Origin of the sequence: Paenibacillus sp. KACC 21273, from assembly GCF_028736095.1 — a bacterium.
GTDB classification, from domain to species: Bacteria; Bacillota; Bacilli; order Paenibacillales; family Paenibacillaceae; genus Saccharibacillus; species Saccharibacillus kyungheensis.
The window spans coordinates 620,601-646,683 of record NZ_CP117876.1 but is presented as its reverse complement, the minus strand read 5'-3'; the positions used below and the strand labels follow the sequence as shown (position 1 = coordinate 646,683).

General features: G+C 40.8%; 25 protein-coding genes. 8 read left to right on the top strand and 17 right to left on the bottom strand.

The genetic code is table 11. The features are described from left to right. Positions 1–2: 2 nt before the first annotated feature. Positions 3–878, bottom strand: coding sequence for a peptide chain release factor N(5)-glutamine methyltransferase (gene prmC / locus PQ460_RS02905; RefSeq protein ID WP_274172865.1), 876 nt, complete (start codon positions 876–878; stop codon positions 3–5). A gap of 31 nt (positions 879–909) precedes the next feature. Next, positions 910–1,977, bottom strand: a complete 1,068-nt coding sequence (prfA, locus tag PQ460_RS02900; RefSeq protein WP_273613789.1) for a peptide chain release factor 1 — start codon at positions 1,975–1,977, stop codon at positions 910–912. Positions 1,978–2,379: 402 nt separating this feature from the next. Between prfA and PQ460_RS02895 the strand changes: the two genes are divergently transcribed. Both PQ460_RS02895 and PQ460_RS02890 read left to right on the top strand, forming a co-directional pair. After that, positions 2,380–3,366, top strand: coding sequence for an aldo/keto reductase (locus tag PQ460_RS02895; protein ID WP_274171740.1), 987 nt, complete (start codon positions 2,380–2,382; stop codon positions 3,364–3,366). A gap of 279 nt (positions 3,367–3,645) precedes the next feature. Further along, complete coding sequence (locus PQ460_RS02890; protein WP_274171739.1) at positions 3,646–4,503, top strand: hypothetical protein; 858 nt, start codon at positions 3,646–3,648, stop codon at positions 4,501–4,503. Between the two features lie 113 nt (positions 4,504–4,616). Here the strand turns inward: PQ460_RS02890 and ychF are convergent, their stop codons facing one another. The 11 genes from ychF to PQ460_RS02835 all read right to left on the bottom strand — a co-directional run bounded on the left by ychF (position 4,617) and on the right by PQ460_RS02835 (position 17,532). Continuing rightward, positions 4,617–5,717: a redox-regulated ATPase YchF gene (gene ychF, locus PQ460_RS02885; protein ID WP_273613792.1), complete on the bottom strand. Its 1,101-nt coding sequence runs from the start codon at positions 5,715–5,717 to the stop codon at positions 4,617–4,619. A 93-nt stretch (positions 5,718–5,810) separates the two neighbouring features. Then, positions 5,811–7,550, bottom strand: coding sequence for a methyl-accepting chemotaxis protein (locus PQ460_RS02880; RefSeq protein ID WP_274171738.1), 1,740 nt, complete (start codon positions 7,548–7,550; stop codon positions 5,811–5,813). 201 nt (positions 7,551–7,751) lie between these two features. Then, a complete protein-coding gene (locus PQ460_RS02875; protein ID WP_274171737.1) occupies positions 7,752–8,243 on the bottom strand; it encodes a hypothetical protein in 492 nt (163 codons plus the stop codon). Between the two features lie 128 nt (positions 8,244–8,371). Continuing rightward, the gene (fni, locus tag PQ460_RS02870; RefSeq protein WP_274171736.1) at positions 8,372–9,424 is read right to left on the bottom strand and encodes a type 2 isopentenyl-diphosphate Delta-isomerase; all 1,053 of its coding nucleotides are present in this window, start codon (positions 9,422–9,424) and stop codon (positions 8,372–8,374) included. 14 nt (positions 9,425–9,438) lie between these two features. Then, positions 9,439–10,923, bottom strand: a complete 1,485-nt coding sequence (locus PQ460_RS02865) for a phytoene desaturase family protein (RefSeq protein WP_274171735.1) — start codon at positions 10,921–10,923, stop codon at positions 9,439–9,441. Then, positions 10,920–12,122 carry a glycosyltransferase family 2 protein gene (locus PQ460_RS02860; RefSeq protein ID WP_274171734.1) on the bottom strand — a complete coding sequence of 401 codons (1,203 nt, stop codon included), beginning with the start codon at positions 12,120–12,122 and terminating at the stop codon, positions 10,920–10,922. The genes PQ460_RS02865 and PQ460_RS02860 overlap by 4 nt, the downstream gene beginning before the upstream one ends. Positions 12,123–12,126: 4 nt before the next feature. Continuing rightward, positions 12,127–12,864, bottom strand: coding sequence for a lysophospholipid acyltransferase family protein (locus PQ460_RS02855; RefSeq protein WP_274171733.1), 738 nt, complete (start codon positions 12,862–12,864; stop codon positions 12,127–12,129). Further along, positions 12,848–13,642 carry a carotenoid biosynthesis protein gene (locus PQ460_RS02850; RefSeq protein ID WP_274171732.1) on the bottom strand — a complete coding sequence of 265 codons (795 nt, stop codon included), beginning with the start codon at positions 13,640–13,642 and terminating at the stop codon, positions 12,848–12,850. Before PQ460_RS02850 ends, PQ460_RS02855 begins: the two co-directional genes overlap by 17 nt. A gap of 1 nt (position 13,643) precedes the next feature. Next, positions 13,644–14,525 carry a phytoene/squalene synthase family protein gene (locus PQ460_RS02845; RefSeq protein ID WP_273613800.1) on the bottom strand — a complete coding sequence of 294 codons (882 nt, stop codon included), beginning with the start codon at positions 14,523–14,525 and terminating at the stop codon, positions 13,644–13,646. After that, the gene (locus PQ460_RS02840; protein WP_274171731.1) at positions 14,522–15,985 is read right to left on the bottom strand and encodes a phytoene desaturase family protein; all 1,464 of its coding nucleotides are present in this window, start codon (positions 15,983–15,985) and stop codon (positions 14,522–14,524) included. The genes PQ460_RS02845 and PQ460_RS02840 overlap by 4 nt, the downstream gene beginning before the upstream one ends. Continuing rightward, positions 15,982–17,532 (bottom strand): phytoene desaturase family protein, encoded by a 1,551-nt coding sequence (locus tag PQ460_RS02835; RefSeq protein ID WP_273613802.1) that lies wholly within the window; start codon positions 17,530–17,532, stop codon positions 15,982–15,984. Before PQ460_RS02835 ends, PQ460_RS02840 begins: the two co-directional genes overlap by 4 nt. 183 nt (positions 17,533–17,715) lie before the next feature. Between PQ460_RS02835 and PQ460_RS02830 the strand changes: the two genes are divergently transcribed. Then, on the top strand, positions 17,716–19,227 hold the full coding sequence (locus PQ460_RS02830) for a phospholipase D family protein (RefSeq protein WP_274171730.1): 1,512 nt from the start codon (positions 17,716–17,718) through the stop codon (positions 19,225–19,227). Between the two features lie 221 nt (positions 19,228–19,448). Beyond that, positions 19,449–20,057, top strand: a complete 609-nt coding sequence (locus tag PQ460_RS02825) for an esterase/lipase family protein (protein WP_273613804.1) — start codon at positions 19,449–19,451, stop codon at positions 20,055–20,057. A 91-nt stretch (positions 20,058–20,148) separates the two neighbouring features. On the opposite strand, the gene cls is transcribed toward PQ460_RS02825, so the two are convergent. Continuing rightward, complete coding sequence (gene cls, locus PQ460_RS02820; RefSeq protein WP_274171729.1) at positions 20,149–21,657, bottom strand: cardiolipin synthase; 1,509 nt, start codon at positions 21,655–21,657, stop codon at positions 20,149–20,151. 177 nt (positions 21,658–21,834) lie between these two features. Between cls and PQ460_RS02815 the strand changes: the two genes are divergently transcribed. The 4 genes from PQ460_RS02815 to PQ460_RS02800 are packed head-to-tail and all read left to right on the top strand — an operon-like array spanning position 21,835 to position 24,108. Next, positions 21,835–22,431, top strand: coding sequence for a TetR/AcrR family transcriptional regulator (locus PQ460_RS02815; protein ID WP_274171728.1), 597 nt, complete (start codon positions 21,835–21,837; stop codon positions 22,429–22,431). 41 nt (positions 22,432–22,472) lie between these two features. Further along, a complete protein-coding gene (locus PQ460_RS02810) occupies positions 22,473–22,838 on the top strand; it encodes a DMT family transporter (RefSeq protein ID WP_274171727.1) in 366 nt (121 codons plus the stop codon). Further along, complete coding sequence (locus PQ460_RS02805; RefSeq protein WP_274171726.1) at positions 22,838–23,152, top strand: DMT family transporter; 315 nt, start codon at positions 22,838–22,840, stop codon at positions 23,150–23,152. Before PQ460_RS02810 ends, PQ460_RS02805 begins: the two co-directional genes overlap by 1 nt. A gap of 14 nt (positions 23,153–23,166) precedes the next feature. Then, positions 23,167–24,108, top strand: coding sequence for a 1-phosphofructokinase family hexose kinase (locus PQ460_RS02800; protein ID WP_274171725.1), 942 nt, complete (start codon positions 23,167–23,169; stop codon positions 24,106–24,108). A 5-nt stretch (positions 24,109–24,113) separates the two neighbouring features. Here the strand turns inward: PQ460_RS02800 and PQ460_RS02795 are convergent, their stop codons facing one another. The 3 genes from PQ460_RS02795 to mobA all read right to left on the bottom strand — a co-directional run bounded on the left by PQ460_RS02795 (position 24,114) and on the right by mobA (position 26,012). Beyond that, entirely contained in the window at positions 24,114–24,314 is a 201-nt protein-coding gene (locus PQ460_RS02795) for a hypothetical protein (protein WP_273613810.1), read from the bottom strand. A 141-nt stretch (positions 24,315–24,455) separates the two neighbouring features. Next, positions 24,456–25,127, bottom strand: coding sequence for a TorD/DmsD family molecular chaperone (locus tag PQ460_RS02790; protein WP_273613811.1), 672 nt, complete (start codon positions 25,125–25,127; stop codon positions 24,456–24,458). A gap of 237 nt (positions 25,128–25,364) precedes the next feature. Beyond that, positions 25,365–26,012, bottom strand: coding sequence for a molybdenum cofactor guanylyltransferase (gene mobA / locus PQ460_RS02785; protein WP_274171724.1), 648 nt, complete (start codon positions 26,010–26,012; stop codon positions 25,365–25,367). Positions 26,013–26,083: the final 71 nt, after the last annotated feature.

The window sequence follows — 26,083 nt, the reverse complement described above, 5'->3', positions numbered from 1 at the left end:
CCTTAACTTTCTTTTATACCTATGACATGCCGTTCAATACCTGCAAGGTCAGCAATAATCTCAATATGTTCATAACCTGCTACTCTAACCATATCTGCTACATCCTGTGCTTGTCCAATTCCTAGCTCAAAACCAATCACTTTGGGCAAAGCAGGTAACAAAGCTAATTGCGTCATCATCATGCGATAAGGCCCTAATCCGTCCGGTCCTCCTGCAAGTGCAGTCATTGGCTCATAATCTTTCACTTCCGGTTGCAATGCCAAAATATCGGCATCTGGAATATACGGCGGATTAGATACCAAAATATCAATATGCTGACCGGCAAAAGGCTCTAACAAATTACCTTCATGCCATGAGATCGGTGTCTGTTGTTGAATACTATTTTGCTTAGCGACTGCTAGTGCATCAGGTGAAATATCACTTGCCCACACTTGCCATGTCGGACACATACGCGCAATCGTTAATGCTATCGCTCCACTGCCAGTGCCTATATCTGCACATACAACAGGTGATTGATCTTCACGTTCTACCATCAATCGTTGACCGATCTTTACAATAGCTTCGACCAATAATTCAGTCTCAGGACGAGGGATCAATACAGCAGGAGTCACGATAAAGCGTTCCCCATAAAATTCTTGCTCACCGATAATATATTGTGCCGGTTCTCCTGACACTTTACGCATAATGACTTCTTCCCATAGGGATTGCTTATCATACGGAAAAGGTTCAAACATCGCCATATAAAAAGCAGAGCCTTCTAATCCAAGCACCCATTCTAACAAAAGACGACTGTTCGATTCAGGTTCCATTACGTGATGAGCGCTTAAAAAAGAAGAAGCCTCAACATAGGCTTCCCGTATACTTTGTTCTGGCTCCATCGTAAATTGTTCTGTCTGTTGTGCCAATAGATTATGCCTCTTTTTCCATCAAATCTGCTTGTTCTGCTAACGTCAATGCAGATACGATATCTTCAATCTCACCATTCATAATTTGATCCAGACGGTGCATCGTTAGACCGATACGGTGATCGGTTACACGACTTTGCGGGAAATTGTACGTACGGATACGTTCACTACGATCACCTGTACCTACTTTACTTTTACGCTCGCCTGCATATTTTGCTTCTTCTTCTTGACGCATCATATCCGAGATACGCGCACGAAGCACTTGCAATGCTTTATCTTTGTTGGAGTTCTGAGACTTACCATCCTGACAAGTCGCCATAATTCCTGTAGGCATATGCGTTACACGTACAGCCGATTTAGTCGTATTTACAGATTGTCCGCCTGCTCCACTTGAACAGAACGTATCTACACGAATATCACGATCATGAATTTCAATTTCTAATTCTTCTGCTTCTGGCATAACAGCTACAGTAGAAGTCGATGTATGGATACGTCCACCGGATTCAGTTGTAGGAATACGTTGTACACGATGTGCACCACTTTCGAATTTCAGCTTGCTGTATGCACCGCGTCCATTGATCAAGAACGTAACTTCTTTGAATCCACCTAGATCACTGGTACTCGCATCCATCATTTCAACACGCCAGCCTTGAGTATCTGCATAACGAGTGTACATACGGTAAAGGTCGGCTGCAAATAAAGCCGCTTCATCTCCACCTGCTGCTCCGCGGATCTCAACGATTACATTTTTATCATCGTTAGGATCTTTAGGTAATAGTAAAATATGAATTTGAGCTTCTAACTCATCTTTGCGAGCTGAAAGTTCATCAATCTCCATTTTCACCATTTCACGCATCTCATCATCCAACTTCTCGCCTTGCATCACTTTAGCCGCATCTAATTCTTCGGTAACTTTACGGTATTCGATATATGCTTCATAGGTTGGTTGTAGATCAGATTGCTCTTTGGATAAGTCTCTCAAACGCTTGGAATCACTTGCTACGTCAGGGTCACACAATAACTCGCTTAATTTATCATAGCGGTCCGCTAATGCTTGTAAACGATCTAACACGGAAATCCACCTCTTCTTTTATTCAATCTGCTAAGTTCGCAGTTTCACTTTACATAGGTCATCATCAAAACAAACATCGTCATTCATTCTCATCGCACACATAATATTGGGAAATATTAGTGGTTACGACTCTTAATTATAGCACAAGAAGTAACCATTTCATATCCTTAATTACGGCGCCATTGTACTTTTTTTTAGCGATCATCTGCTGATTTGAATACTTCAGATCAATAAGACTATAATAAAGAAAGTTATATGTCACAACATACACATTTTATATGTGGTTAACAGATTATCGTTGTAGGCGTTCTATCATAAACATGGGTAAATACTAAAGGGCGTTCTTTTATCGATTATGATAAACAAAGATCGTTACTCTATTGATCACAAGGAGCTGTATTCATGGATCAACGAAAATTAGGTTCACAAGGATTGCAAGTCTCGACACTGGGTCTAGGTTGTATGGGTATGTCCGAATTTTACGGTGAGATCGATGAAAAAGAAGCACTACACACCTTGCAAGTCGCACTGGATAATGGAGTTACCTTTTTTGATACAGCAGATATGTACGGTGTAGGGGCAAATGAGAAATTGATTGGTCCTTTTATGCAACAAAATCGAGATCAAGTTATTCTAGCAACCAAATTCGGAAATGTCCGTAATGAAGATGGTTCGTATGTCGGGATTAGTGGTCGTCCTGAATATGTAAAAGAAGCTTGTGATAACAGTCTCAAACGTCTTGGTCTTGATACGATCGATCTTTATTATCAGCATCGTGTCGATCCAGATGTACCGATCGAAGAAACCGTTGGCGCAATGAGTGATCTTGTACAAGCGGGTAAAGTTCGCTATCTTGGTCTATCTGAAGCCGGAGCGGATACGATTCGTCGTGCCCATCAGACGCACCCGATCTCTGCGTTGCAAACCGAATATTCCCTCTGGAGTCGTGATGTAGAAGACGAGATTTTGCCCACTTGTCGTGAACTAGGGATTGGATTTGTTCCTTATAGTCCTTTGGGACGTGGCTTTTTGACAGGACAGATTACGTCATTTGAAGATTTGGCTGAAGATGATTACCGTCGTTATTCTCCACGTTTTCAAGGCGAGAATTTCCAGAAGAATCTAGATCTAGTCAAACGAATCCAAGAGATTGCCAAAACAAAAGATTGTTCACCTTCTCAACTGGCACTCGCATGGTTACTCGCTCAAAGTGAAGATATCGCTCCAATTCCAGGTACAAAAAGAACAAAATATTTGTTAGAAAATATCGGTGCAACACAAGTGAAATTAACAGATGATGAATTGAAAAATATTGATGAAGCGGCTCCTAAAGGTTCTGCTGTCGGTGAACGTTATGCACCTGAAAGTATGAAAATGTTGAACCGTTAAGATTTTAGGATAACGTCTGTACTTATCAATATATGAAATCAATAGGTTAAAGAAGCGCTCATTCTGCGGAATGGGTGCTTTTTTATGACGTTTTATTTGGAATAGATATTCACTATACATTTAATGAACATCTACCGATAATAAAAAGTGAAATACATACTAAACTTTGGTAGGAGGATTATTTTGAATTTGTATAGGAAATTATTTTGGAGTCGAGTCAAATTATATCTTGCTCATTTATTTGTTTTTGTTGTAGTTACATTTATGGTTTTCATTACTATGAGCGAACAAGATTATCGTCTCCTCATACTAATGTCGATTACTTGGGTATTAATGGTTGTAGCGTTTAGAGAGAATTATTTACATACTGTTGTAGCTAATCCATATCGTACAGGTAAAAAATTCATCTATTATAGACGTACACCTAAACAAATTAATGCTAGAATCTTATTTTTTCAAGTGTCACTGGGACTCTTTTTGATAGCTCTATTGCTGAATCAAATGTATAATATTTGGATTTTACTTATTCTTGCTGTAAGTATTTTTATTTTACATTTTTTCAAACAGAAAAAAGACAGTAGATTTAATGAGCAAAAAATGAAAATGATTAATAAGTTAAGCAGACACAATATTATTTTACCTGAAGAGGAGATTTGGGATATAGAAAGTAACTTTAAATCTTCAAAAATAAATATACATGTAAACGAAACTTTAGAACTGGTTACTGATCCCAAAGAAGAATTATATTTTTATGCAGTTACACCTGTAGAATTGATTGTCGGCATTCAAAAACCTGAAGAAGATTTCTTTTTTACAGCTATACCATTAAGTGAAATCAAGCAACTTGCCATTTTAGCAGGTGGATTAGACTTTCAAAAATACACGTCTTTAGGAACCATGCTAGTGATAGGGTACGGGATAAATCGGCAATTCAATCGATATTCGAAAACTCGTTCGTATAGTATTATTCAACGGTTCATTGGTACATTGCTCTATGCCTTAGATGCCAAAATATGGGAAGATCCCACATTCACAGGATTCCCACATCGAGATCATCCGGCTTTTGTAGCATATGAATTTCATGGCGATCTGTCATCTTACCCAGAGCCTTATCTTCCTTTTCTACGTCAACCTTAAATCAACAAAAAAAGAGTCTCGTATTCCTCTAGGAAAAACGAGACTCTTTGTGTATGACCAACCTCAAAGGCTGGTCATTTATATTGAAAGCAAATCTGATGAAAAGATTAATCTTATACGTTAAAGCGGAAATGCATAACATCGCCATCTTTAACCAAATATTCTTTACCTTCCAAACGCAATTGTCCGCGTTCTTTAGCACCGTTCATAGAACCAGCATTCACAAGATCTTCATAGCCCACTACTTCTGCACGGATAAATCCGCGTTCAAAGTCAGTATGAATTACACCTGCTGCTCCAGGAGCTTTGGTTCCTTTGCGGATTGTCCAAGCGCGTACTTCTTGTACACCTGCTGTAAAGTACGTGTATAGACCTAGCAATTGGTAAGCGGCTTTGATCAGACGGTTAAGACCGGATTCAGCTAGACCTAGCTCTTCTAAGAACATCGCTTTGTCTTCTTCTTCCAGTTCAGAGATATCTGCTTCTACTTTTGCACTGATCGGTACAACCATTGCATTTTCAGCTTCGGCAAATTCTTTTACTTTCAGCACATACGGATTACTATCTGCTTCTGTTACGCCATCTTCACTCACATTAGCCGCATACAATACAGGCTTCATTGTGAGCAAATGAAGATCACGAACCAATAGACGCTCGTCTTCACTTAGCTCAATACTACGAGCTGGCATATCGTTATACAACGATTCTTTAATACGCTCTAATACTTCTACTTCTTGAGCGATTTGTTTGTTACCGCCTTTGATGTTTTTGCGAGAGCGCTCGATGCGTTTCTCTACACTATCCAAGTCAGCCAGAATCAATTCCAGATTAATCGTCTGGATATCGCTGATTGGATCGATTTTGCCATCAACGTGCGTAATATTTTCATCTTCAAAACAACGAACTACATGCACAATTGCATCTACTTCACGGATATGAGCCAAAAATTTGTTACCCAATCCTTCGCCTTTACTTGCTCCACGTACCAAACCTGCGATATCTACAAATTCAAAAGCAGTCGGTACCGTTTTCTTAGGTACAACCAATTCTGTCAATTTGTCTAGACGCTCGTCTGGAACTTCTACAATACCTACGTTAGGATCGATCGTGCAGAAAGGATAGTTCGCAGATTCTGCACCTGCTTGTGTAATTGCATTAAAAAGAGTAGATTTACCAACGTTCGGCAATCCGACAATACCTGCTTTCAAAGCCATTTATATGACAACTCCTATTGATCTGAATTTATAAATAAACGAACATGAATTTCCACACTCATTATATATGAGAACCTGCGGTGTGGCAAACAACTATACAATAAATTTATTCGTCAAAGATTGAAGTTGACTGGACAGTGTTGTTAGATTTTGAGAGATTGTTGATAATTCAGTGACGGACTGTTCTTGTTCCTGCGCACTAGCCGATACTTCTTCTGTCATCGCAGACGTTTCTTCCGTAGCCGAAGCGATATAACTGAGCTGTTCTTCTACTTCATGGCGTAGATTCTGCATATGTGCAGTGCGTTCTGCTAGATTAACAGCCAATCCTTGTACTTCATCTGAAACTTGACTCACCTGTTCAAAAGTCTGCATACATTCTTCAATTTGTGATTCTTGTTGATTAACAGACTTCATCGTGAGATCGAAGCGGTGACCCATACCACCGATTTGCTCAACAAAGCTACCTAAAATTGTATCTATTTCACGAATCGAATCTTCCGACTGTTGTGCTAGACTACGCATTTCACTTGCTACTACTGCAAATCCTTTACCAGCTTCACCTGCACGAGAAGCTTCAATCGAAGCATTAAGCGCTAGAATTTGCGTTTGTTTGACAATACTTTGTACTTGTCCACTAACGTTAGCTGCTTCTTGAGATTGCTCTGCTAGAGCGCGAGACATTAATTGCATCTGTTGCATTTGTTGTACATTTTGCTTACCTTGTTCTAGCAGTCGTTGATGTTCGTGTGTCACTTGTTCACGCACTTGAGTCAGCTGGCGAGCGGTATCTCCGAAGCGCTCTACATAACTTCGCACTTCATCAATAATTTGCCCTAATCGCTCTGAATGCTGTACCGCTTCTTCGGTCTGCTCTGCTTGTTGTGTAGAACCTGTAGCAATCTCATGAATCGCACGTGATAATTCTTCTGTCTGACGTAATGTACCTGTAGAGACTTTGGAAATATATTGTGATGATTCTTGCAATGTATGTGAACCTTGCTGAATATTCGTAATCATATCGGTAATATGAGCGACCATTGCATTATTCAAGTCACTGATATCTCCTAATTGATCGCCTGTTATCCGTTTGGAGCTAACAGTAAGATCACCTTTAGTCACCTGTTCCATACTGGATTGAATCTCGCCGACTTGACGTAACATCCGGCGAATAAATGCCATTGCACACAAAATTGAGATCAATAACACGATTGCAAATACAGGAATCACCATTTGATAGGCTTGTTTTAATGTATTGGAATAGACCGCATTTACTGCATTCGCTGAAATATCGATTCCTAAGTATCCTATAGTCTGACCGCTTTGATCTTTGATCGGAGCAAAGGTTGAAAATAATTCGCCCCATGTCGGATCGGTCGCTACATCTGTCGTAACCATTTGATGTGATAATACTTCTGGAGCAATCCCCGAACTAAATTCAAATTCGTCTCCGTATTTGCTATAGTCTTCATCATCCCATGCTGCTCCATCTACTGTGTAAAACCATTTTCCGTCTACATAGTTAAACAAATAAATATATAATGATCCGGTTTCCTGACGTAACATTGTAAGCTGGTTACGAAGATCACGATATTCTTTAAGCTGCTCTGGATTATTACTACTGCCTAGCTTTTGAATATCAGCTATATTAAGATTAGCAATCGTATTTTCAGCTAGCTTTTGATTGTTGTATTGCATTGTAGATAAAGAAGCATCTTTGATTAATATTTGTGTAATAAACAATGTTACTACAGCCACTATAATCAATGGCAAGATAATCATAAGATACAATTTTAAGCGTAACCCTAACTTAACGTTTTTACCTCTTTTCATTGATGGTGCCCCCTCATACCTATATCTGTAGTCCTCACGATGTCTAACTACATATATATCGTACAAAAGATGTGAGTTATGAATAGAATTCGCAAAAAAAGTAGTTATTTTATCCTATTTTCTGAAAATTTCATGACATATTTCAACAATAAACATAGAAATCCACTTACTTTTGGATTTCAAATTGTACCTTATACCTGACTACGATGAAGAAGAAGGAGGATATAATTCTAAAAAGCGCTTGGTGGTCAGACTGAACCGATCCCAATTTTTGCGATGAGGTAAAAATCCTTGCTTGGAGACTTCTTGTGAAAGAACTTCAATATTTTCAAAACGTGCAAAAAACGGCAATACAAACTCATCGATATACCGACAAATTTCTTCAATCACCCGTTCTCGCTCGCTGGTAGTTATGACATGATAACTATCTATCTTTTTGTATTTACGCGTCAAATTCACAATCGGACTGATAAAAATACAATTGGCATCTGGAGGAGCTATAGAGGTCTCTACACTTACAAACACACGTAATTCGCCATACTTGGAGCCTGTAAATGAAATATCAAATGTAAAATCACCATTTTTCTGACGAAGACATTTTTTACTTTTCAAATATTTAAAAAGAGGTTGATAACGTTCTGCAATGATTTGAATGGTTTGTTGACGTGCTTGTTCTGCTTCAGATACAGCCATATTCTGCTCCTTTCTGCCACAAAGGATTACTATTATTTTGATTTCTAACAAGAGATAGAGAGGTGAACAAGATCGAATTGTATGTCATCGTAAAGAAATTAACAATTCCGAGTAAATCAGTCTAGTACTTAAAATCTTGAACGCAAGCGTGTTGTCGATTGTAGTGCAGCGATATCTCCTGCTCCCACACCTAGCATAGCCGCAGATAATTCAAACTCTACCTGTGCAAGTACTTGTTCCAACGCTTCTGTCGATTCTACAGCCGCTCCTAACAATGATCTTCCGAATCCGGCAAAGTCTGCTCCTAAAGCAATCGCTTTGGCGGCATCGACTCCATTTTTGAGTCCACCACTACCGATGACTGTCATATCGGGTAACGCTTGACGCACATCGACAATACACTCTGCTGTCGGTGTTCCCCAACCTGCAAAAGCTTCTGCGGCTGCGCGGCGTACAGGATCAATACTGCGGAACTTCTCCACCTGACTCCATGACGTTCCACCTGCACCTGCCACATCAATAAAAGATGCCCCTGCATCTACTAGCAAGCGTGCTGTCTCACCATCAATACCCCAACCGACTTCTTTGATCCCGATCGGTACTTCTAACTGTTTAGCCATCTGTTCAATCTGTATTAACAATCCTGCAAAATTCACATTACCTTCAGGCTGAAATACTTCCTGCAAACTGTTCAGATGAAGCACCAATGCACTGGCTTCGGCAAGATCAACTGCACGTCGACATTGATCAATCCCAAATCCGTAATTCAACTGTACTGCTCCTAGATTCGCTATAATCGGAATAGTCGGCGCTTGTTGACGCACATTGAATGTAGCGGCTAACTCATCATGCTCAATAGCAGCTCGTACAGAACCGAGTCCCATTGCCCAACCACGTTGCTCTGCTACTGTGGCTAATCGTTTGTTAATATCGCCTGTTGCTTGGCTTCCACCTGTCATTGAACTGATGAGTAACGGCGTAGCTACAGGTTGATTAAGAAAAGAGGTATGCAGTGAAATTTGAGCAAAATCGAGCTCAGGTAATGCTTGATGGCGAAAATGATAATTTTCAAAACCAGAAGTCACGCCCTCTCCTGCTACATCTTCTTCCAGACAAAGACGGACATGAGCACTTTTACGATCTGCGATCTGTCCTTCAGGTATGATTTCTTTAGAGTTCATTGTGCGTCCTCCTTTCAATTCCAATGTTGATTTGCAATATGTTTGGCAACCAGTTGACCTGATAATGTGACAATCGGTGTTCCTCCGCCAGGATGAGTCGTTCCGCCCACATACCACAATCCTTGTACATCACGACTGCGATTACCCGGACGGAAAAAAGTCTGCTTGACTGAATTGGACGAAATACCATAAATCGATCCTTGATGTGCATACGTGTCTTGCTGAATATCAGCAGGTGTATAATGTTCCCAAACAGGGCCCTGCGAGATATCTTCCAGTCCATACTGTTCCAATAATGAAGCTATTTTATGCCCGTATGCTTGACGTTGTAGTTCCCAATCCCATTGATCTGACAAATAGGGAGCATTCGCTAAAATAAACAAATTACTACTTTGTGGTGGAGCCATAGTTGCTTCCGAATAACCAGAATAACAGATATATAATGTTGGTAAAGCAGGCGGACGCTTTTGCCCGAAAATCGCTTGAAATTCAGGCTCGTATTGCTCTGGAAAAAACACGGTATGATGAAGCAATTGATCATACTGACGAGGTACTCCTGCCAGTGTGACAAAACCGGATAACGAAGGTTCATAGCGATCAATTTGCTTATTGGTCAGTGAAGGACGTTCACTTTCATCTAATAGCATTTGACTCATACTTAACACATCGCCATTGATAATCACGATCGGTGCCAGATAATCTCCTATACTACTTTCGACTCCAATCGCTTTGCCTGATTGTACCAAAACGCGTGAGACTTCTATACCTGTCCGTATCGTCACACCCAGTTCAAGCGCTAGCTTTTCTAGTCCACGTATTAACTGATATGTACCACCGCGCACTCCATATACACCAAGTTCTGCTTCTACATGACTAAGCATCGCAAAAATAGCTGGTGCTTGATAAGGTGAAGCACCAACATAAGTTGCGTACCGTCCGAATAACATTAATGTATTAGGATGTCGGAAATATTTGCGCAATAACGATTGCAATGTAGTTAATGGATGTACACGAAGTAAGCTTTTGCCCATTGAAGGCTTTATTTTATCACGCCATGACAATAATAAAGTATTAAGAAATTGATCGTTCGCTTCAACATACATCTGCTTCGCTTCCGCTAGAAAGCGTGGATATTGAAGCGCATCTTCAGGGCTATACAGTGCAATCTGAGCCGCTGTTGCTTCTGCATGACGACTAAGATCGACCACTGAACCATCTGCAAAAACATTACGTGTACGCGGTTCCAGATCATACAATTCTACATAATCTTCGATCTGTCGTCCTGCTTGTTCAAATACACTTCGGAATACATGGGGCATTGTAATCGTGCTTGGTCCACGGTCGAATTGATAACCTGCTTTTTCAATATGCTGTAATTTGCCACCAACCGTCAATTGCTTCTCTAAGATTGTCACATCATATCCGCGTGAAGCTAGACCAATCGCGCACGATAATCCGCCGAATCCTGCACCGATAATCAGCGCTTTGCGATCACTCATCCATAATTCCTTCCTTTCCAATTGTAACCTGTTCCATTGGCTCCTGCACGCCATGAATCAAGCATAATGCCGATCAGACAAGCCGCACTAACAGGCATGTAGACTCCCATCCAGAAAGGCTTACCATGATAAACATCAATAATACTTTTGGTCATCATTCCGATCAATATACTTAGTAATGACCAGCCTATGAGCATCGTATCTACAATCACAAGACTATAGATCAATGCAAGTACGGGCAAAATAAATAACAGCCCATAATATACAGAAATGCTGACTGCTAACCAGGCACTACGCCCTGCACCAACAAAAATATTTTTCTTATACCCTTCCCATACTTGGGCGGCATTACGGTACATTCGTGCAGACGTATAATGCTGTACATTTACCAATGTTACAGGATCTCCGATCCGCTTAACAGCACGAGCCAATTCCATATCTTCTACAATCTGATTGTAAATGCCTTCATGCCCACCTGAACGAGCATAACTATGCGGATGGATCATTAACCACGCCCCGGTCACTGCCAAAAACAACGGACTACGACTACGACGAACCAGCATAATAGGCAAATGGTAAGCTATCACAAAAGACATCATGGGTACGACTATTCGTTCTAACCATGTCCCTGTCTCCATACGTGGAAATCCACTGATAAGACCTTTTCCCTGAGAACGAGCCGTTACCATTGCTGCTTCTAATCCTTCTACTTCTAATCGCACATCAGCATCAATAAATAACCACCACTCCCCTTGAGCATGTTGGACTAATTGATGACAAGCATACGATTTGCCCATCCATCCTTCAGGTAAAGGGTCGCTATGAAAAAGCCGCACCCGCTGATCTTGCTGCATTACTTTCTCAATCTCAGCTACTGTACGGTCTTCTGAATGATCATTCATCACTAATATTTCAATCTCTATCGAATCGGTACGACAGTTCAATATAGATAACACACATTCACGAATATTAATCTCTTCATTGCGTGCTGGTACCATAATAGATAACAAAGGCTTGGCATGAGGATTTGTTGAACGATACATATCTGCTGGTGAACGATCTGTAGAAGCAGAAGGTTGATAATAACTGCTTTTATTAGATAACGATGTGCCTAATCTAGGCATACGAGAAAGATTCCAAATCGTAAATACAAGCTGAAGCAAAAGCCAGAACGCGATGATCTGTAGTATCCACAGCATGATTTCACCTTTTTCTTATTTTGCGATATTGATCGAACTTTTCGTCTGTGGTGCGCTTAGGTGGAATAAGGTGAATTTCTTCAGATAAATAGCCATCTTTGGACAATAGTAATTGTTGACGCTGTTGATCCAGTTGAGCGGTCAGGATCGTCTCTAGCATTTCTGCACAATCATTAGAACCGATCTGTGTCCAGTTACGGATCACCGGTTCGCCAATTCGCAAAGAGGCTTGCAGACGTGCTTGTTGATACAGCCCATAATGTAGCGTCACTGGAATCACAGCAGTCTCCGGTGGCGCTTGGCGCAATAATAATCCAATCCCCGGACGAAAAATCAATGGGCGTGTCTCCAAATGACGAAGTTCTCCTTGTGGGAACAACCATATTCGCTTGCTCTGTGCAAGCAAACCAGCAGCATAACGCATAGTTTGGCGAACATCACCGGGACTGTCTTTTTGGATTGAAAATGCGCCTACTTTGCGAAAAAAATCATATCGCTTCAATTGTCGCTCTTCCATCATCATATAATGATCACCGATTGATGTACGATTACACGCATGATAGACAAGTAATCCATCCCACCATGAACTATGATTCATAATATAAATAACCGATTGCTGAGGTGGCAAAGCATCAAACGAACCGGTCATCGTAAATGAATGGAACTGACGCCGAATCAGATACCATTCGTTATACTTGCGAAATACCATTTGAAAAGAAGAAGATTTACCTGCGGGTATCATAACGATAATTCCCTTCTGCCAATAATATACCGATCAATGCAACGATCATTGAACCGCCAATATCAGCTTGCCAAGCTAGCAAACCGAACAATAACAACATTCCTTGATACAGAAAAGTCGCATGACGCAAAATTCGTACGGTCAGTATCAATCGCGGTAACACCATCGACAACACACCACCTACAACGAACCATGCAACAAAATTACTCCATGGTACACCGTAAAATCCGCCTGTTTGTTCCCAGTGCCAGAATCCACGTGCATGTGCTACTGGATCAAGAACAAGATCCAGTACAATAATCCAGACCCCTACTTTGCAAGCACGCACTAATAGATAGCTACCTTTATTCGATAGAGCGGAAGTATGAGCAGATGCGTGCTTGGCAGAACTGCTTAACAATACGCCTCCTGCTACAACACCAATCCATGCAAATCCTAGCGTCCAAGGTACACCATATATAAGAGCGCCTAGAAGCGATGTATACTCGTATTCTCCAAATGGCCAACCACTATGTACTCCAATCCACTCTAATGCCATACCACCGAACCAGATGATCACGCCAGATAGGATAAGGCGTGACCACAGAGGTGTAGTAGAACTACTGACTGACTGGTCGGACATCCCTTTGTAAAGTTCTGCCCTATGAATTAAATAGAGCGCATATAATGCATAAAAGACGAGAAAAAGTCCATTTGAAAAATCTAATACTTTCGGTACGTCTACTGTTAATAGCAACACAGCTCCGATACCATACCAGATCCAAAACAACCATCCCATATTAAGAAACCACTGATCGCTTGAGCATCTCTGTCGTAAATCCATGTCTCATTGCAATCCCGATTAACATATCACGCTTTTGTTCATCTGTAACATACGCACGTTGAGTGAATACATCGTATTTATTTTCCACAATAACATCCATAATACCGGCATAAAAAGTCGCTGCTAACTCGACAGTAAATGCGCTGGTCTGAGGATAAGCTGCCAGATCGCCAAGACCGGTTGCAAACCATTGCTCTGCCAAAAAGCGCAATTCATCCATCAAAGCACGAAAACGATCATCGATCACACCTGCTTCAAGTTCCTCTTCTGTGTAATGATGACGTTGTAACAATTCAAGCGGAATATAACGTCTACCCCGTCTGCCGTCTTCCCCGATATCACGCATAATATTGACAATCTGCATTCCTTTGCCAAGTGCGATACCAGAATGACGAATCTCTTCGCTATGTTCACCTTTGAGCACAGGCAATAACATCTCGCCTACTGTTCCTGCTACCAGATAACAATAATGCTCTAATTCACGCATTGTAGAATAGCGGGTAAATGTTAGGTCATACGTTTGACCATCCATTTGACGACGAAACGGTTCTTTGGATAATCCGGGAAACTCACTAAATAACCAACGCAAAGAAGGCCAAATAAAGTGTCCTTCTGCTGACTCTAGCTTATTGAATAAAGCTTGCAGTTCGTGAATACTGTATAACGATTGTTCAGGTTCATCTACACTATCATCAATCATTCGACAAAAAGCATAAATCACATGAACAGCTTCTTTTTGCGGACTTGGGAGCCAGCTAAATGCGTAATAAAACGATGACGATCCATGACGAATCATTTCCTCACAATTTTGCAAATCAGCCTTTCGGATGGATTTCAAATTCCCAACTCCTTTAACATTTGATGTGCAGCCATCCTTGCTCCTTGCATAACAATCGGTACGCCGCCGCCCGGATGAACCGAAGCGCCTGCTGCATACAATCCTCGAATATGTGGAAAAGGCTTGGGCTGTGGACGATATACACCGGACTGTCCAATGACTGGAGCAATCCCAAAACTTCCGCCTCCATACAATCCGCTACGCAGTGCATCTGCGGGTGTACGTACTTTGGTCCATTTGATAGAAGAACGAAGCTCTGGAAATCCACGCCGTTCTGCTGCTTCTAATACATACTCAACAAGACGAGGTGTATCTCGTTCCCAATCTATTCCCGCTTCATCTGTCACCGGAATCAAAAAGTACAATACACTTTGTCCTTCTGCCGCTGCATCTGGATCAACAGCTACCGGATTAAATACATAAAAAGCCGGATCTTCTGGCAACTGTCGCTGACTAAACGCTTGTCTAAGACTATCATTGAGACTTGGTGGTAAAAAGAATTGATGGGTTAGCATATCATCCCATCTACGATTGGTTCCCGCATAGATCAATACACAACCAGAAGACGGTTGGTACGGTGTACGACGGGGTTTGGTCAGTTCTTTGTCCATTAATGCTGAAATATTAGGGAAGTCTCCATTATACAGTACTGCATCGAAATGGTGTCGTTCTCCATCAACTTGAACACCCAGACAGACTCCATTCTGGATTTCTAGCTTTTCTACAGTGCGGTTCAATTGAATCTCCATCCCACGCTCTGTCAACTCTTGCGCCAAAATCTCAGGTAATCTACCGTATCCACCTTTGATCATCCATATGCCAAAAGCATGTTCAGCATAAGGAAGCATCGTATACAGTCCCGGTGATTTTTCAGGAATACCGCCAATATACAGACTTTGTAAGGAATAAGCTTCACGTAATTGATTATTTTTGAAATACAATCCAGCAGCGCTACTTAGATTGCGGTAAGCACGCAGATTAAGCATTAACGATAAATTGTCCGGTGTGAAAAAATGTTTCCAGTTCGGAAAATCACGTTCTAGAAATGAAGCTTGTCCTCTAGCAAACAATGGACTCATCTCGCGCATAAAGCGACTGAAATTAGCTCCTTGTCCTGGAAAAACGCGCTCTACTTCTTCTGCCTGAATCTCGGACTTACGGTGTTTGGTGAGTACTTTGCCATCTGGATAATGAACACGATAAAGTGGATCACATTCAATCAATGGAATTTTATCACGAGATACACCTGCTTCTTCCATAATACCATGAAGCATTTCAGGTAGCAGTACAATTGTTGGCCCTTGATCGATCCGTTCATCGCCTTCGTATTCAAAAGCAATTCGACCGCCTACAGTACTACTTTTTTCAAATATCGTTACTTTCACACCTTGCTTACTAAGCAGCAAAGCCGTTGTTAAGCCACCTATACCACTGCCTACTATCGCTACATGACGCTTCATGAATGAGTAACCTCGGTCATCACTTGATCGGCATGAATATCATCTGTGATAACGATGCCATCTTGCTTGAAGATCATACTGGTACTGATACGTGCAGATTCGAAAATAGTCGGTAAGCCACTACCCGGATGAGTTCCTCCGCCGACCAACCATACACCGTCTAATTCTTCAAAACGATTATGCGGACGGAATGTCATCATCTGATCCAAATGATGGGTCAGATTAAACGTAGCCCCTTGATATACATCTAACTGCTGTTCCCAATCTAGCGGTGTGAAAAAGCTCAGCTCTTCGATCCGTTCGCGCAAGTCCGCTAATTGTGGAATCATTTCTGCCCGAGATAACATCTGTTCTTTCACCTGTTCACGCTTATCTTCCCAATCGGTCTCACCGGTTAAGTTCGGTGTTGGCATCAAAATATATAATGCTGATTTGCCAGCAGGAGCTAATGTAGGATCAAGTACTGATGGGTTATGAACATAGATCGATGGATCTTCAGACAATGTTTTTTGCTTCATAATCTCATCCACATTGCGATGATAATCTTCCGAGAAATGAACTGAATGATGTGGTAAGTCTACAGCTCCGTCCACACCTAGATAAAGCATAGCCGCAGAACAAGAATACTTTTTAGCTGCTAACTTATCTGGAGCATATTTCTGCAATACACCTGGTGCAAATAACTGATTCATCGCTGTCGAAAAATCAGCATTGATCACGATATGATCTGCATATACAGTCTCCCCATTGTCCAGTACAACCCCCTTGGCTGTACGTCCTTCGGTAATTACTTGCTTCACGCCTATACCTGTATGTACGTGACCTCCATGCTCAGAGATTACTTTAGCCATACTTTCGAATATAGCGTTAATTCCGCCTTTGGGATGAAATAGCCCGTAACGATGTTCTAAATACGACAATATCGTAAATGTACCCGGACAATCCCAAGCCGACATGCCTAAATATTTCGCTTGGAAAGCAAAAGACATTTTTAAGCGCTCGTCTTTGAAATATTTAGATAACCGTCCATATACCGTATCATTGAGATGAAGCTTCGGTAAAGCACGAAAAACATCTGCACGCATATAGTCGGTCAGATTGGAAAAAGGTCTACGCAGTAGTGGCATAACTTTTTCCAGCTTCACATCTTCTTCTTCCAGATAACGATAATACCCTGCTTCATCACCGGGGAAAAGTGTGGCTATCTGCGCTGCCGTATCTTCACGATCACGAGAAGGTTGGAATACCGTATCACCAAAATGCAAGCTGTACATCGGTGTTAATTCTTGCATTTCTACGTAATCATATAATGAACGTTTGGCTACGCTGAATAACTCTTCAATCAAATGAGGCATCATTAAAAATGTTGCTCCACGATCAAAACGATACTCCCCCAACGTCAATTGCGAAGACCGCCCTCCAACAACAGATTGTTTCTCGTACATATTCACTTCATATCCCTGACTAGCAAGTAACATTCCTGCTGCAAGTCCACCCGGGCCTGCTCCAATAACAATTGCTTTTCGATTTGAATGATTGGCTTTCATCACAGTCCCCTTTGTCAAAATGAATTTCATAAGTACATTAAGTTGTATAAATTCTTTTACTATAATTAATATATAAACTTCCGAACCCCTGTTTGCAACTAAACCTGCGTCAAAATTAATGTTTTGTTGTTAATGAATAGGTGGAAGTGTATGAATTGCGCTTTCGGAAGGGGATCAAAAGAGATGAGTTCTTTTTCAAATAATAAATCACCGATTCATGCTGCACAGCGTAAATCATCCCGTCGATTTCAACGTTCCCATTGGGTTCGTTATGTCCTCGGACTACTGATAGTCTGGCTTATCGCCGTTATGATCTATCAGACAAATAAACCGTTACCTCCCGGGGTATCGTATGAGAGTCCTCTTTACACTGTCGATCATGTTAACTTTTATTATGATCTGACCTATCCTGCACCCGGAACAGGAGATCGATTTACACAAAAACGACAAATTTATGACAGAATACTTAAAATGATCGATTCCGCTCAACAATATGTGATTATTGATATATTCTTATTTAACGATTACGTACATAAAGGGCAAAAGTATCCTAAATTGAGTGAAGGATTAGCGGATAAATTAATTGAACGCAAAAAAGAAGTGCCTGATCTCAAAGTGGTATTTATTACAGATGAAGTAAATACCAATTATAACTCTGGACCCAATGGATTACTGGAAAAGCTTAAACAGAATGGTATTGATGTCGTGCTGACAGATGTTGATCCACTGCGCGATTCGACTCCGGTATACTCGGCGATCTGGCGTACCTTTTTCCAATGGTTCGGACAAGCAGGTAAAGGCTGGGTTCCGAATATGATGGCTACCGATGGTCCTGATGTCACGTTCCGTTCTTATCTGAAACTGATTAATGTCAAAGCCAATCACCGTAAAGTGGTCGCTACCGAAAATAGCGCACTTGTCTCAACAGGTAATGTGCATGATGCAAGTGCTTATCATTCCAATGTTGCTTTTGAAGTGCAAGGGCCGATTATCGGTGATATTTTAAAATCCGAACAAGCGGTTATTGATCTATCTGGCAGTTCAGTGCAATTGCCTACGTATAAAGAACCTGCAAGTAATGCGACAAAACCTAAAGGAGAAATTCAGCTTCGTTATATTACTGAAGGTAAAGTGTTTGATCGCTTACTTGAAGCGATTGATGATACGAAGCAAGGCGATACACTCTGGATGGGAATGTTCTACCTGGCGGATAAAGATGTCACCAGCAGACTGATGGAAGCATCCAAACGCGGTGTCAAAATCCAACTGATTCTCGATCCGAACCAGAACGCATTTGGACAGGATAAAATCGGTATCCCGAATCGTCCTGTAGCTGCCGAACTCAAAAATGCTTCAAGCGGCAAAATCGATGTACGCTGGTATAACACAACGGATGAGCAGTACCATACCAAAATGATGTATATCGATAAAGCATCAGGCAATGATCTGATTATCGGTGGTTCTTCTAACTTTACGCCGCGTAATCTTAAAGATTATAATCTGGAAAATGATTTCTGGATCTCTGCACCGGGCGATAATAAGTTAATGACCAGTGTTAACAAATACTTTACGATGCTGTGGAATAATAAAGGAGAAGAATATACATTGCCGTTAAGCGCCTATCAAGAAGATAGCACATGGCTGAAAGATATCGCTTATCGTCTGCAATTAATTCTAGGATTCACAACATTCTAATCGGTTCTATTATCAATCTGATATAGAATAAAATATGTATAAAATAAAAGAACGATACATTCCTGTTGGCGAACTTTATCGCTAAGGAAGTATCGTTCTTTTTTACGATACCTAAAGTCAAAAATATCAAAAAGGGTTTACAAGTCCTTTTTTTCGTTATATAATAATTCATATTTTGGTAAATTTATGTATTCAATTCTAACACAAAAGGGAGATTGGTTATGAAAAAAGTGAGTTCATCTTTTCGTTTGATGCTAACTGTATTGCTAGTATTTGCATGTAGTGTAGGGGTATTTGCACCTCAGCAAGCAAAAGCGGCTACAACACGTACACCAGTTATTTTTGTTCATGGTCTTGGGGGAACAGCTAGTAACTTTACCTACATAGAAAGCTACCTAAGTCGTCAAGGATGGGCTTCTAACGAATTATATGCAATTGAACTTCCTAGTAAAAGCGGTAACCAACTGCTTAATGCAGCTACAATCAGTCGCAAAGTCGATGAAGTTCTAGCTCAAACAGGTAGCCAAAAAGTAAATATTGTCGCTCATAGTATGGGCGGTGCTAACAGTCTGTATTATATTTTGAACAACGGTGGTCTTTCAAAAGTAGACAAATTAGTAACTATCGGTGGTGCTAACCGCTTAACGACTAACAGAGCACCTGACGGAATCAAAGTTACTTCGATCTATACAATCAATGACCAGATCGTAGCGAACCAATTATCTATGCTAGACGGAGCAAACAATATTCGTGTCTTCGGCATGGCTCATATCGGATTATTATACAGCCCTTCTGTAAGTGGTCTTATCAAGACAGCACTGGAAGAATAGTTGTACTTACCACAATAGCGAAAAGCTGACCTTTATTTCTAAGGTCAGCTTTTTTTATGCGATAACTCGATAGTATCTATCTTTATTTATTTTACAACATCGGAGAAATCAATCGGGCTGCCGATTCTACTAGACGTTGCACTACTTTACGACGGGCAAATCGATCTTGAATAATTAAGCTGGCAGAATTCAGATCACGTTCAAAATCTCGTACCATCTGATGAACACTTTCCGTTTCTACAAGTAAAGCATTCACTTCAAAATTCAGATGAAAACTACGCATATCCATATTCGCTGTTCCAATCGTAGCAATCTCCCCGTCTACAATGAGCAATTTGGAATGTAAAAATCCTTTTTCATATTCATAGATGCGTACACCTGCTTCGAGCAAAGTCACAAAATACGAATGAGACGCATAAAAAGGAAGTCGTTTATCCGGCTTACCTGGGAAAAGTATACGTACATCTAATCCAGATAATGCCGCCATCCGCAATGCTGTCAGTATACTTTCATCCGGTATAAAATACGGAGTCGCTAACCAGACCGATCGCTTCGCCGAGGTAATCATGGAAAAAAAGACATGTTTGAGCACACGTAGATCATTATCCGGCCCACTCGCAATCATCTGGACTGCTCCATGTTGAGAAGCGATTAATCGCGGAGAAAAGTATACTTGATCCAGACAAGTCTCTCCTGTCACATGCAGCCAATCTTGTAAAAAGATAATCTGCAACGTACGTACACCTTCGCCTCTGATCTGCATATGAGTATCCCGCCAGAATCCATACGTCTGACTGCGACTTAGATATTCATCGCCTACATTAAGCCCCCCGATAAATCCAATATTGCCATCGATCACTACGATTTTGCGGTGATTCCGATAATTCACCTGACTGGATAATAATAAAATACGTGCTTCGCCAAATATACCGACTTGTACTCCTGCTTCTCTCATCTCTTGTAGAAACAAACGCGGTAACTGCATACTTCCTACAGCGTCCACCATAAAGCGAACTTCTATACCAGCCTGTGCTTTTTCAATAAGGATCTGCTGAATACGTGTGCCAATATCATCTGCACGATAAATATAATATTCCATATGAATATGATGTTCAGCTTCTTCTAAAGCTTCTAACAAGGCGGTAAATGTCTGTCCACCATTGGTCAAAATAGTCGTCTCGGTCGCTTGTGAAACAGGTGTAACCGCTAATCGTTGAGACAATTGCAATAAGCGCTGATGATCTTCACGTAACGACGATAGATCAAGTGCAGTCTGCATCCCTGCATTTTCAATCATCTGATACACTTGCCGATCTCGCTTAGCTTTCTTTTCATACTTATGCCGCTTGAATACATTTTGTCCAAACCAGAAGTAGAAAAAGACACCTACGACCGGCAACAAAGCCAACAGTAAAATCCATGCCATTGTGACCGCTGGCTGACGATTATCTATAAAAATAATAAATCCGATCGATATAACACTGAGTGTGGAAAATATACTAATGATCGTACCTGTTGTTGGACCTAGTAGATCAAACCCTACATAATACAGACCAAATAACATAATGATAATCAGTACCCCTAGCACACTTTTACGCAATATCATCCACTCCTGTCTTTCTCTTCAAAGTATGTACGTAACTTCACCACAGTATGTCGCATAACTTCGTTATAACTATATCTTGCTTTGCTAGGAATTACACTTTATTCATCTTTCTTGACAAACATTATTTAAAAGATAATAATATTACCTAACGACCGTTAGGAAGGTGTCTGTATGACGACAAAGCGACAGTTATTAACGATAGCTCTTTCTCAGTTTGCACAACATGGATATGAAGGCACTTCTTTGGCTGATATCGCTAGTGAAGCAGGGATCAAAAAACCTTCGATCTATGCTCATTTTAAAAGCAAAGAAGATTTGTTTTTGAATGTACTTCGTCAGACTTTTCGTGAATTTAAGCGACGAATTATTCGTTATATGATTCATCATGTTGATATCCCGTTACAAGATCGGTTGTATCAATTGATCGCCTTTTTGCAACAACAGTATTCAGATGATGCGATGATCAAATTCGTCATGCGGATGTGTTTTTTTCCACATTCGGCTTCCGAAAAAGAAATTATCCCTCTAGTGTATGCGCTAATTGATGATTTGGAAGCAAGGCTGTTGCGATTATTGGATGTGCACGTAGATCAACATCATCTGCAATTAGTAGTATCTACAACCGAAGCTGCCAAAGGATATATGACTGTAGTCGATGGAGTGATGATCGATATGTTGTACAGTGAACCTTCTCGATCGGTGCAACGGTTAAATGTAATTTTCCCTATTTACTGGCGCGGGATTACGCTAACGGCAACAACGACTTAATTGAAATTGCTTAACGAGCAACAAAGGAGATTGGAATAATTATGAATCGCAATTGGTTATACGTATTAATAGGAGGATGTATCGAAGTGGTCTGGGTATCCGGACTAAAACACGCTGCAACTCCCTTGGAATGGCTACTTACCGCTGTAGGTATAGCGATCAGCTTTTATCTTATTATCAAAGCCTCTACTCGCTTACCTGTCGGTACAGTCTATGCCGTCTTTACTGGAATTGGTACAGCTGGAACAGTCGCTGCTGAAATGATTATTTTCGGTGAACCTTTCCACTGGCTCAAAGTGATCTTGATTCTTGTATTGATGATCGGTGTCGCTGGATTGAAATTAGTCACTGATAATGGTGCCAAAGAAGAAGCTCACTCTGCTACAGTGAAAGCAGGTGAAGCATAATGTCTTGGATCGCATTGGTAGTGGCTGGTGGATTTGAAGTGGTTGGTGTAATTATGATGAATCGTATTGTTCGTCATAAGTCTTTGCTCAATTATCTTTTAATGATTTTGACATTTGCAGGTAGCTTCTCTTGTCTAACGATTGCTATGAACGGTATTCCGATGGGAACAGCTTATGCGATCTGGACAGGAATCGGTACAGTCGGCGGTACATTAGTCGGCATGTTTATGTACGGCGAAGCCAAAAGTGGACTGCGGATTTTATTTATCGCGATGATTATTGCATCAGCGATAGGACTTAAATTGATTGCGTAAGAGGTGAATCGTATTTGATTACAACAGTTACGTTAAATACAGCACTAGATATTATTTATCGTGCTCCTGCTTTTCATATGGATCAGGTGCACCGCTTACCGGGGATTACTGTTTCTGGTGGAAAAGGGATCAATGCTGCACGTGTGATTCATACTCTTGGTGAATCGGTTACAGCGACAGGGTTTGTGGCGGGCTACAATGGACAGAAAATGCAATCTCTGTTGCACCAAGAAGGCGTACGCTGTGAATTTATCGAAGTCCAAGGCGAGACAAGGCTCGCGATCACTGTACTCGATCAACAACAAGGTACACAGACAGAATTGATCGAGCAAGCTTCTTCGTATGTCACCCCTGAATCTTTGATCCTTTTGGAACAGCAGATTGAAAAAGCAGCCCGTACGTCAGCATGGGTATTATTTTCCGGCAGTATTCCTGAAGGTTGCCCTGCTGATCTGTATGCTACACTGATTCAGATCGCCAAAGCACAGGGTGCCCAAACAGCACTAGATGCAAGTGGAGAAGCATTACGTTACGGCTTACAAGCTTCTCCTGATCTGGTGAAGCCTAATGAAGATGAAGCTTGCGCATGGGCAGGCATTCCTACGGCTGATCACTATTCTGACCAGACCTTAGACGATGTATTAACCGCTATGTTGGATCACGGGGTGCAGATGGCTACGATCTCTTTAGGCAAACATGGCGCGATAGCCGCTCAAGGCTCTACACGTTATCGACTGCATGTGCCACAGCTTGATATTGTGAGTGCGCTTGGTAGTGGAGATGCGATGGCAGCAGGTATGGTAACAGCCGCTTATCGCGGAGCAGAACTGGCTGAGATGCTTCGATATGGCGCTGCTTGCGGAAGTGCATGTGCCCTTCAACCGATCGCTGGCAAAGTAGATCTACAAGACGTACAACATATCCTTCAGCACATAAAAATAACCCCTGAGTCATAATACACTCAGGGGATTTTGGTGTGCGAACCAAATCGAACATCCATATAAATATGACCTGTATCCCCATCGCTTACCACAAAATTAATTTCTTGTGGCACTAATTCTTTTAACGCATACTGACGCGCCCAATCGAGCGATGGAAATTCCGCTTTTCTGTCTACTGCTTTTACGACAATACATTGTTTGAGGCAATGATATTTATTCAAGGCAGTAAACCTCCCTTATCAATCATTAGACCAAAGCAACTCATTTGACACATCTAATTGGAAAAAAATTACTTATTTCTGTATAAGATAAAAAAAATTCCCTATTTCAGATAACACTCTTCATGAAATAGGGAATACTCTTTACGTTAAGCGAGTAACAATCTTTTGAAGTTCTTGCAAATCATTTTGCAGATATGTCGGTAACATCTGAGCCCATTCACGATACAATGGACTGCATGTCGTTTTACCAAGCTCAGCACAGAATGAAGGAACCCATGGAATTAAATAATGTTCTAAAAATTCGATCTGCATTTGAGCGATCATTTTACGGTTAGATGAATGCATATCTGTCTCCGCAGAACGTTCAGCTAATAATGCCATAAATTCTAACTCAATACCGATATGATCATCTGTTTCGTGATCCATTTTTTTGAAAGCAATTCCTGCACGTGCATATACTGCATTAACTACAGCTTCATAAGCAGTACGTCCTTGCTCATTTGTCACATAATACGATGCTTGAGGTGGATAACTGACCTGTTGATCTTGCTCAAACAACTGGCTATATTCTGCACATTCTTGACGAGCATATTGCATAATATCGTTTAACATCGTATTTTCTAGCGTATTCAGCAAAGCATAGTTATTGGTAAATAGACGGTTGATTTTGGAAGCTTCTTTTTTCCATTCGATCAACTTGGACAATGTGGGTTTGCGCTCTAACATTTCACTAAGCAGACGATACGTCATTACACGACTGTACAACCATTCTTGGCGAGATTGATGCGTTTCCAGTTCTGTATACATAGTCATCTTACATCACTCCTTGTGATAATATTCACATATTTAAATAATTGAATTCCGACATCAAAGGTTTGAAGCAATATATAAGTTTGATCGTTAGTAAACGTATACGTTGTAGTTCATCACTTGACTTTATGTTATGTCTTCATTGTACTCTATTTTCTACGAATTAGGGGTAAATTACGCATACGTTCATAAAATAGTCATGTTTGTCACGCTTTCAAAAGGACTTATGCCACAGACTGGCTACAATAAAGAAGGATATTGCTTCAAAATACGCAAAACCTGCTCATACGACTGTGGATCATTCATATTATATAAGCTATACTCCGATATACTTTGAAAAGAAGACTGTAACTTGCTCTGTGTCTGGTATAATGATTCGATCTCTACGTAATGTACCTGTTGCTGATCTAACCAATCTCGTACACGTAATTGGTTATGTTCTAACGCTAGTTGTAGTGATGGCAATACACTATGATGATAGACAGCATATAATGGGTGAATACGCCCCGCTTGCATCGGAATAATCGCCTGTATCCCTTTGATATCGGTATGTTCTATAAGGTGTTGCATCAATGCAGTACTGGCAAAAGGTATATCACAAGCACTGACTACATACCACTCGCTTCTAATCTGTGATAGCGCTGCATGTAGACCGGCAAGCGGCCCTTGTCCGGGAAAATGGTCAGGTACACTACGGATATTCAAAAATGAATAATCCGCCGTATGATTACCTGCAACCCATAATGAAGAGACTACTGGCTGTAACGCTTTGGCTACACGTTCAATAATGGTATGATCAGCAATAGTTAATAACGCTTTATTCTGACCCATACGGCTAGATTGACCGCCTGCTAAAATAATACCTGTATAATTCAAAGAGGATCGCATGATCAATTATCCTTTCTACTCCAAAAATAAACAAAATTGGTTTGTATCCCTTTTCAACACATGCTACAGTG

What these genes read in the sequence shown, in the direction of transcription:
- prmC (WP_274172865.1), bottom strand. Translation starts at nt 878, where the DNA reads ATGGAGCCAGAACAAAGTATACGGGAAGCCTATGTTGAGGCTTCTTCT.
- PQ460_RS02895 (WP_274171740.1), top strand. Translation starts at nt 2,380, where the DNA reads ATGGATCAACGAAAATTAGGTTCACAAGGATTGCAAGTCTCGACACTG.
- PQ460_RS02890 (WP_274171739.1), top strand. Translation starts at nt 3,646, where the DNA reads ATGAGCGAACAAGATTATCGTCTCCTCATACTAATGTCGATTACTTGG.
- ychF (WP_273613792.1), bottom strand. Translation starts at nt 5,717, where the DNA reads ATGGCTTTGAAAGCAGGTATTGTCGGATTGCCGAACGTTGGTAAATCT.
- PQ460_RS02880 (WP_274171738.1), bottom strand. Translation starts at nt 7,550, where the DNA reads ATGAAAAGAGGTAAAAACGTTAAGTTAGGGTTACGCTTAAAATTGTAT.
- PQ460_RS02875 (WP_274171737.1), bottom strand. Translation starts at nt 8,243, where the DNA reads ATGGCTGTATCTGAAGCAGAACAAGCACGTCAACAAACCATTCAAATC.
- fni (WP_274171736.1), bottom strand. Translation starts at nt 9,424, where the DNA reads ATGAACTCTAAAGAAATCATACCTGAAGGACAGATCGCAGATCGTAAA.
- PQ460_RS02865 (WP_274171735.1), bottom strand. Translation starts at nt 10,923, where the DNA reads ATGAGTGATCGCAAAGCGCTGATTATCGGTGCAGGATTCGGCGGATTA.
- PQ460_RS02860 (WP_274171734.1), bottom strand. Translation starts at nt 12,122, where the DNA reads ATGCTGTGGATACTACAGATCATCGCGTTCTGGCTTTTGCTTCAGCTT.
- PQ460_RS02855 (WP_274171733.1), bottom strand. Translation starts at nt 12,864, where the DNA reads ATGATACCCGCAGGTAAATCTTCTTCTTTTCAAATGGTATTTCGCAAG.
- PQ460_RS02850 (WP_274171732.1), bottom strand. Translation starts at nt 13,642, where the DNA reads ATGGGATGGTTGTTTTGGATCTGGTATGGTATCGGAGCTGTGTTGCTA.
- PQ460_RS02840 (WP_274171731.1), bottom strand. Translation starts at nt 15,985, where the DNA reads ATGAAGCGTCATGTAGCGATAGTAGGCAGTGGTATAGGTGGCTTAACA.
- PQ460_RS02835 (WP_273613802.1), bottom strand. Translation starts at nt 17,532, where the DNA reads ATGAAAGCCAATCATTCAAATCGAAAAGCAATTGTTATTGGAGCAGGC.
- PQ460_RS02830 (WP_274171730.1), top strand. Translation starts at nt 17,716, where the DNA reads ATGAGTTCTTTTTCAAATAATAAATCACCGATTCATGCTGCACAGCGT.
- PQ460_RS02825 (WP_273613804.1), top strand. Translation starts at nt 19,449, where the DNA reads ATGAAAAAAGTGAGTTCATCTTTTCGTTTGATGCTAACTGTATTGCTA.
- PQ460_RS02815 (WP_274171728.1), top strand. Translation starts at nt 21,835, where the DNA reads ATGACGACAAAGCGACAGTTATTAACGATAGCTCTTTCTCAGTTTGCA.
- PQ460_RS02810 (WP_274171727.1), top strand. Translation starts at nt 22,473, where the DNA reads ATGAATCGCAATTGGTTATACGTATTAATAGGAGGATGTATCGAAGTG.
- PQ460_RS02805 (WP_274171726.1), top strand. Translation starts at nt 22,838, where the DNA reads ATGTCTTGGATCGCATTGGTAGTGGCTGGTGGATTTGAAGTGGTTGGT.
- PQ460_RS02790 (WP_273613811.1), bottom strand. Translation starts at nt 25,127, where the DNA reads ATGACTATGTATACAGAACTGGAAACGCATCAATCTCGCCAAGAATGG.
- mobA (WP_274171724.1), bottom strand. Translation starts at nt 26,012, where the DNA reads ATGCGATCCTCTTTGAATTATACAGGTATTATTTTAGCAGGCGGTCAA.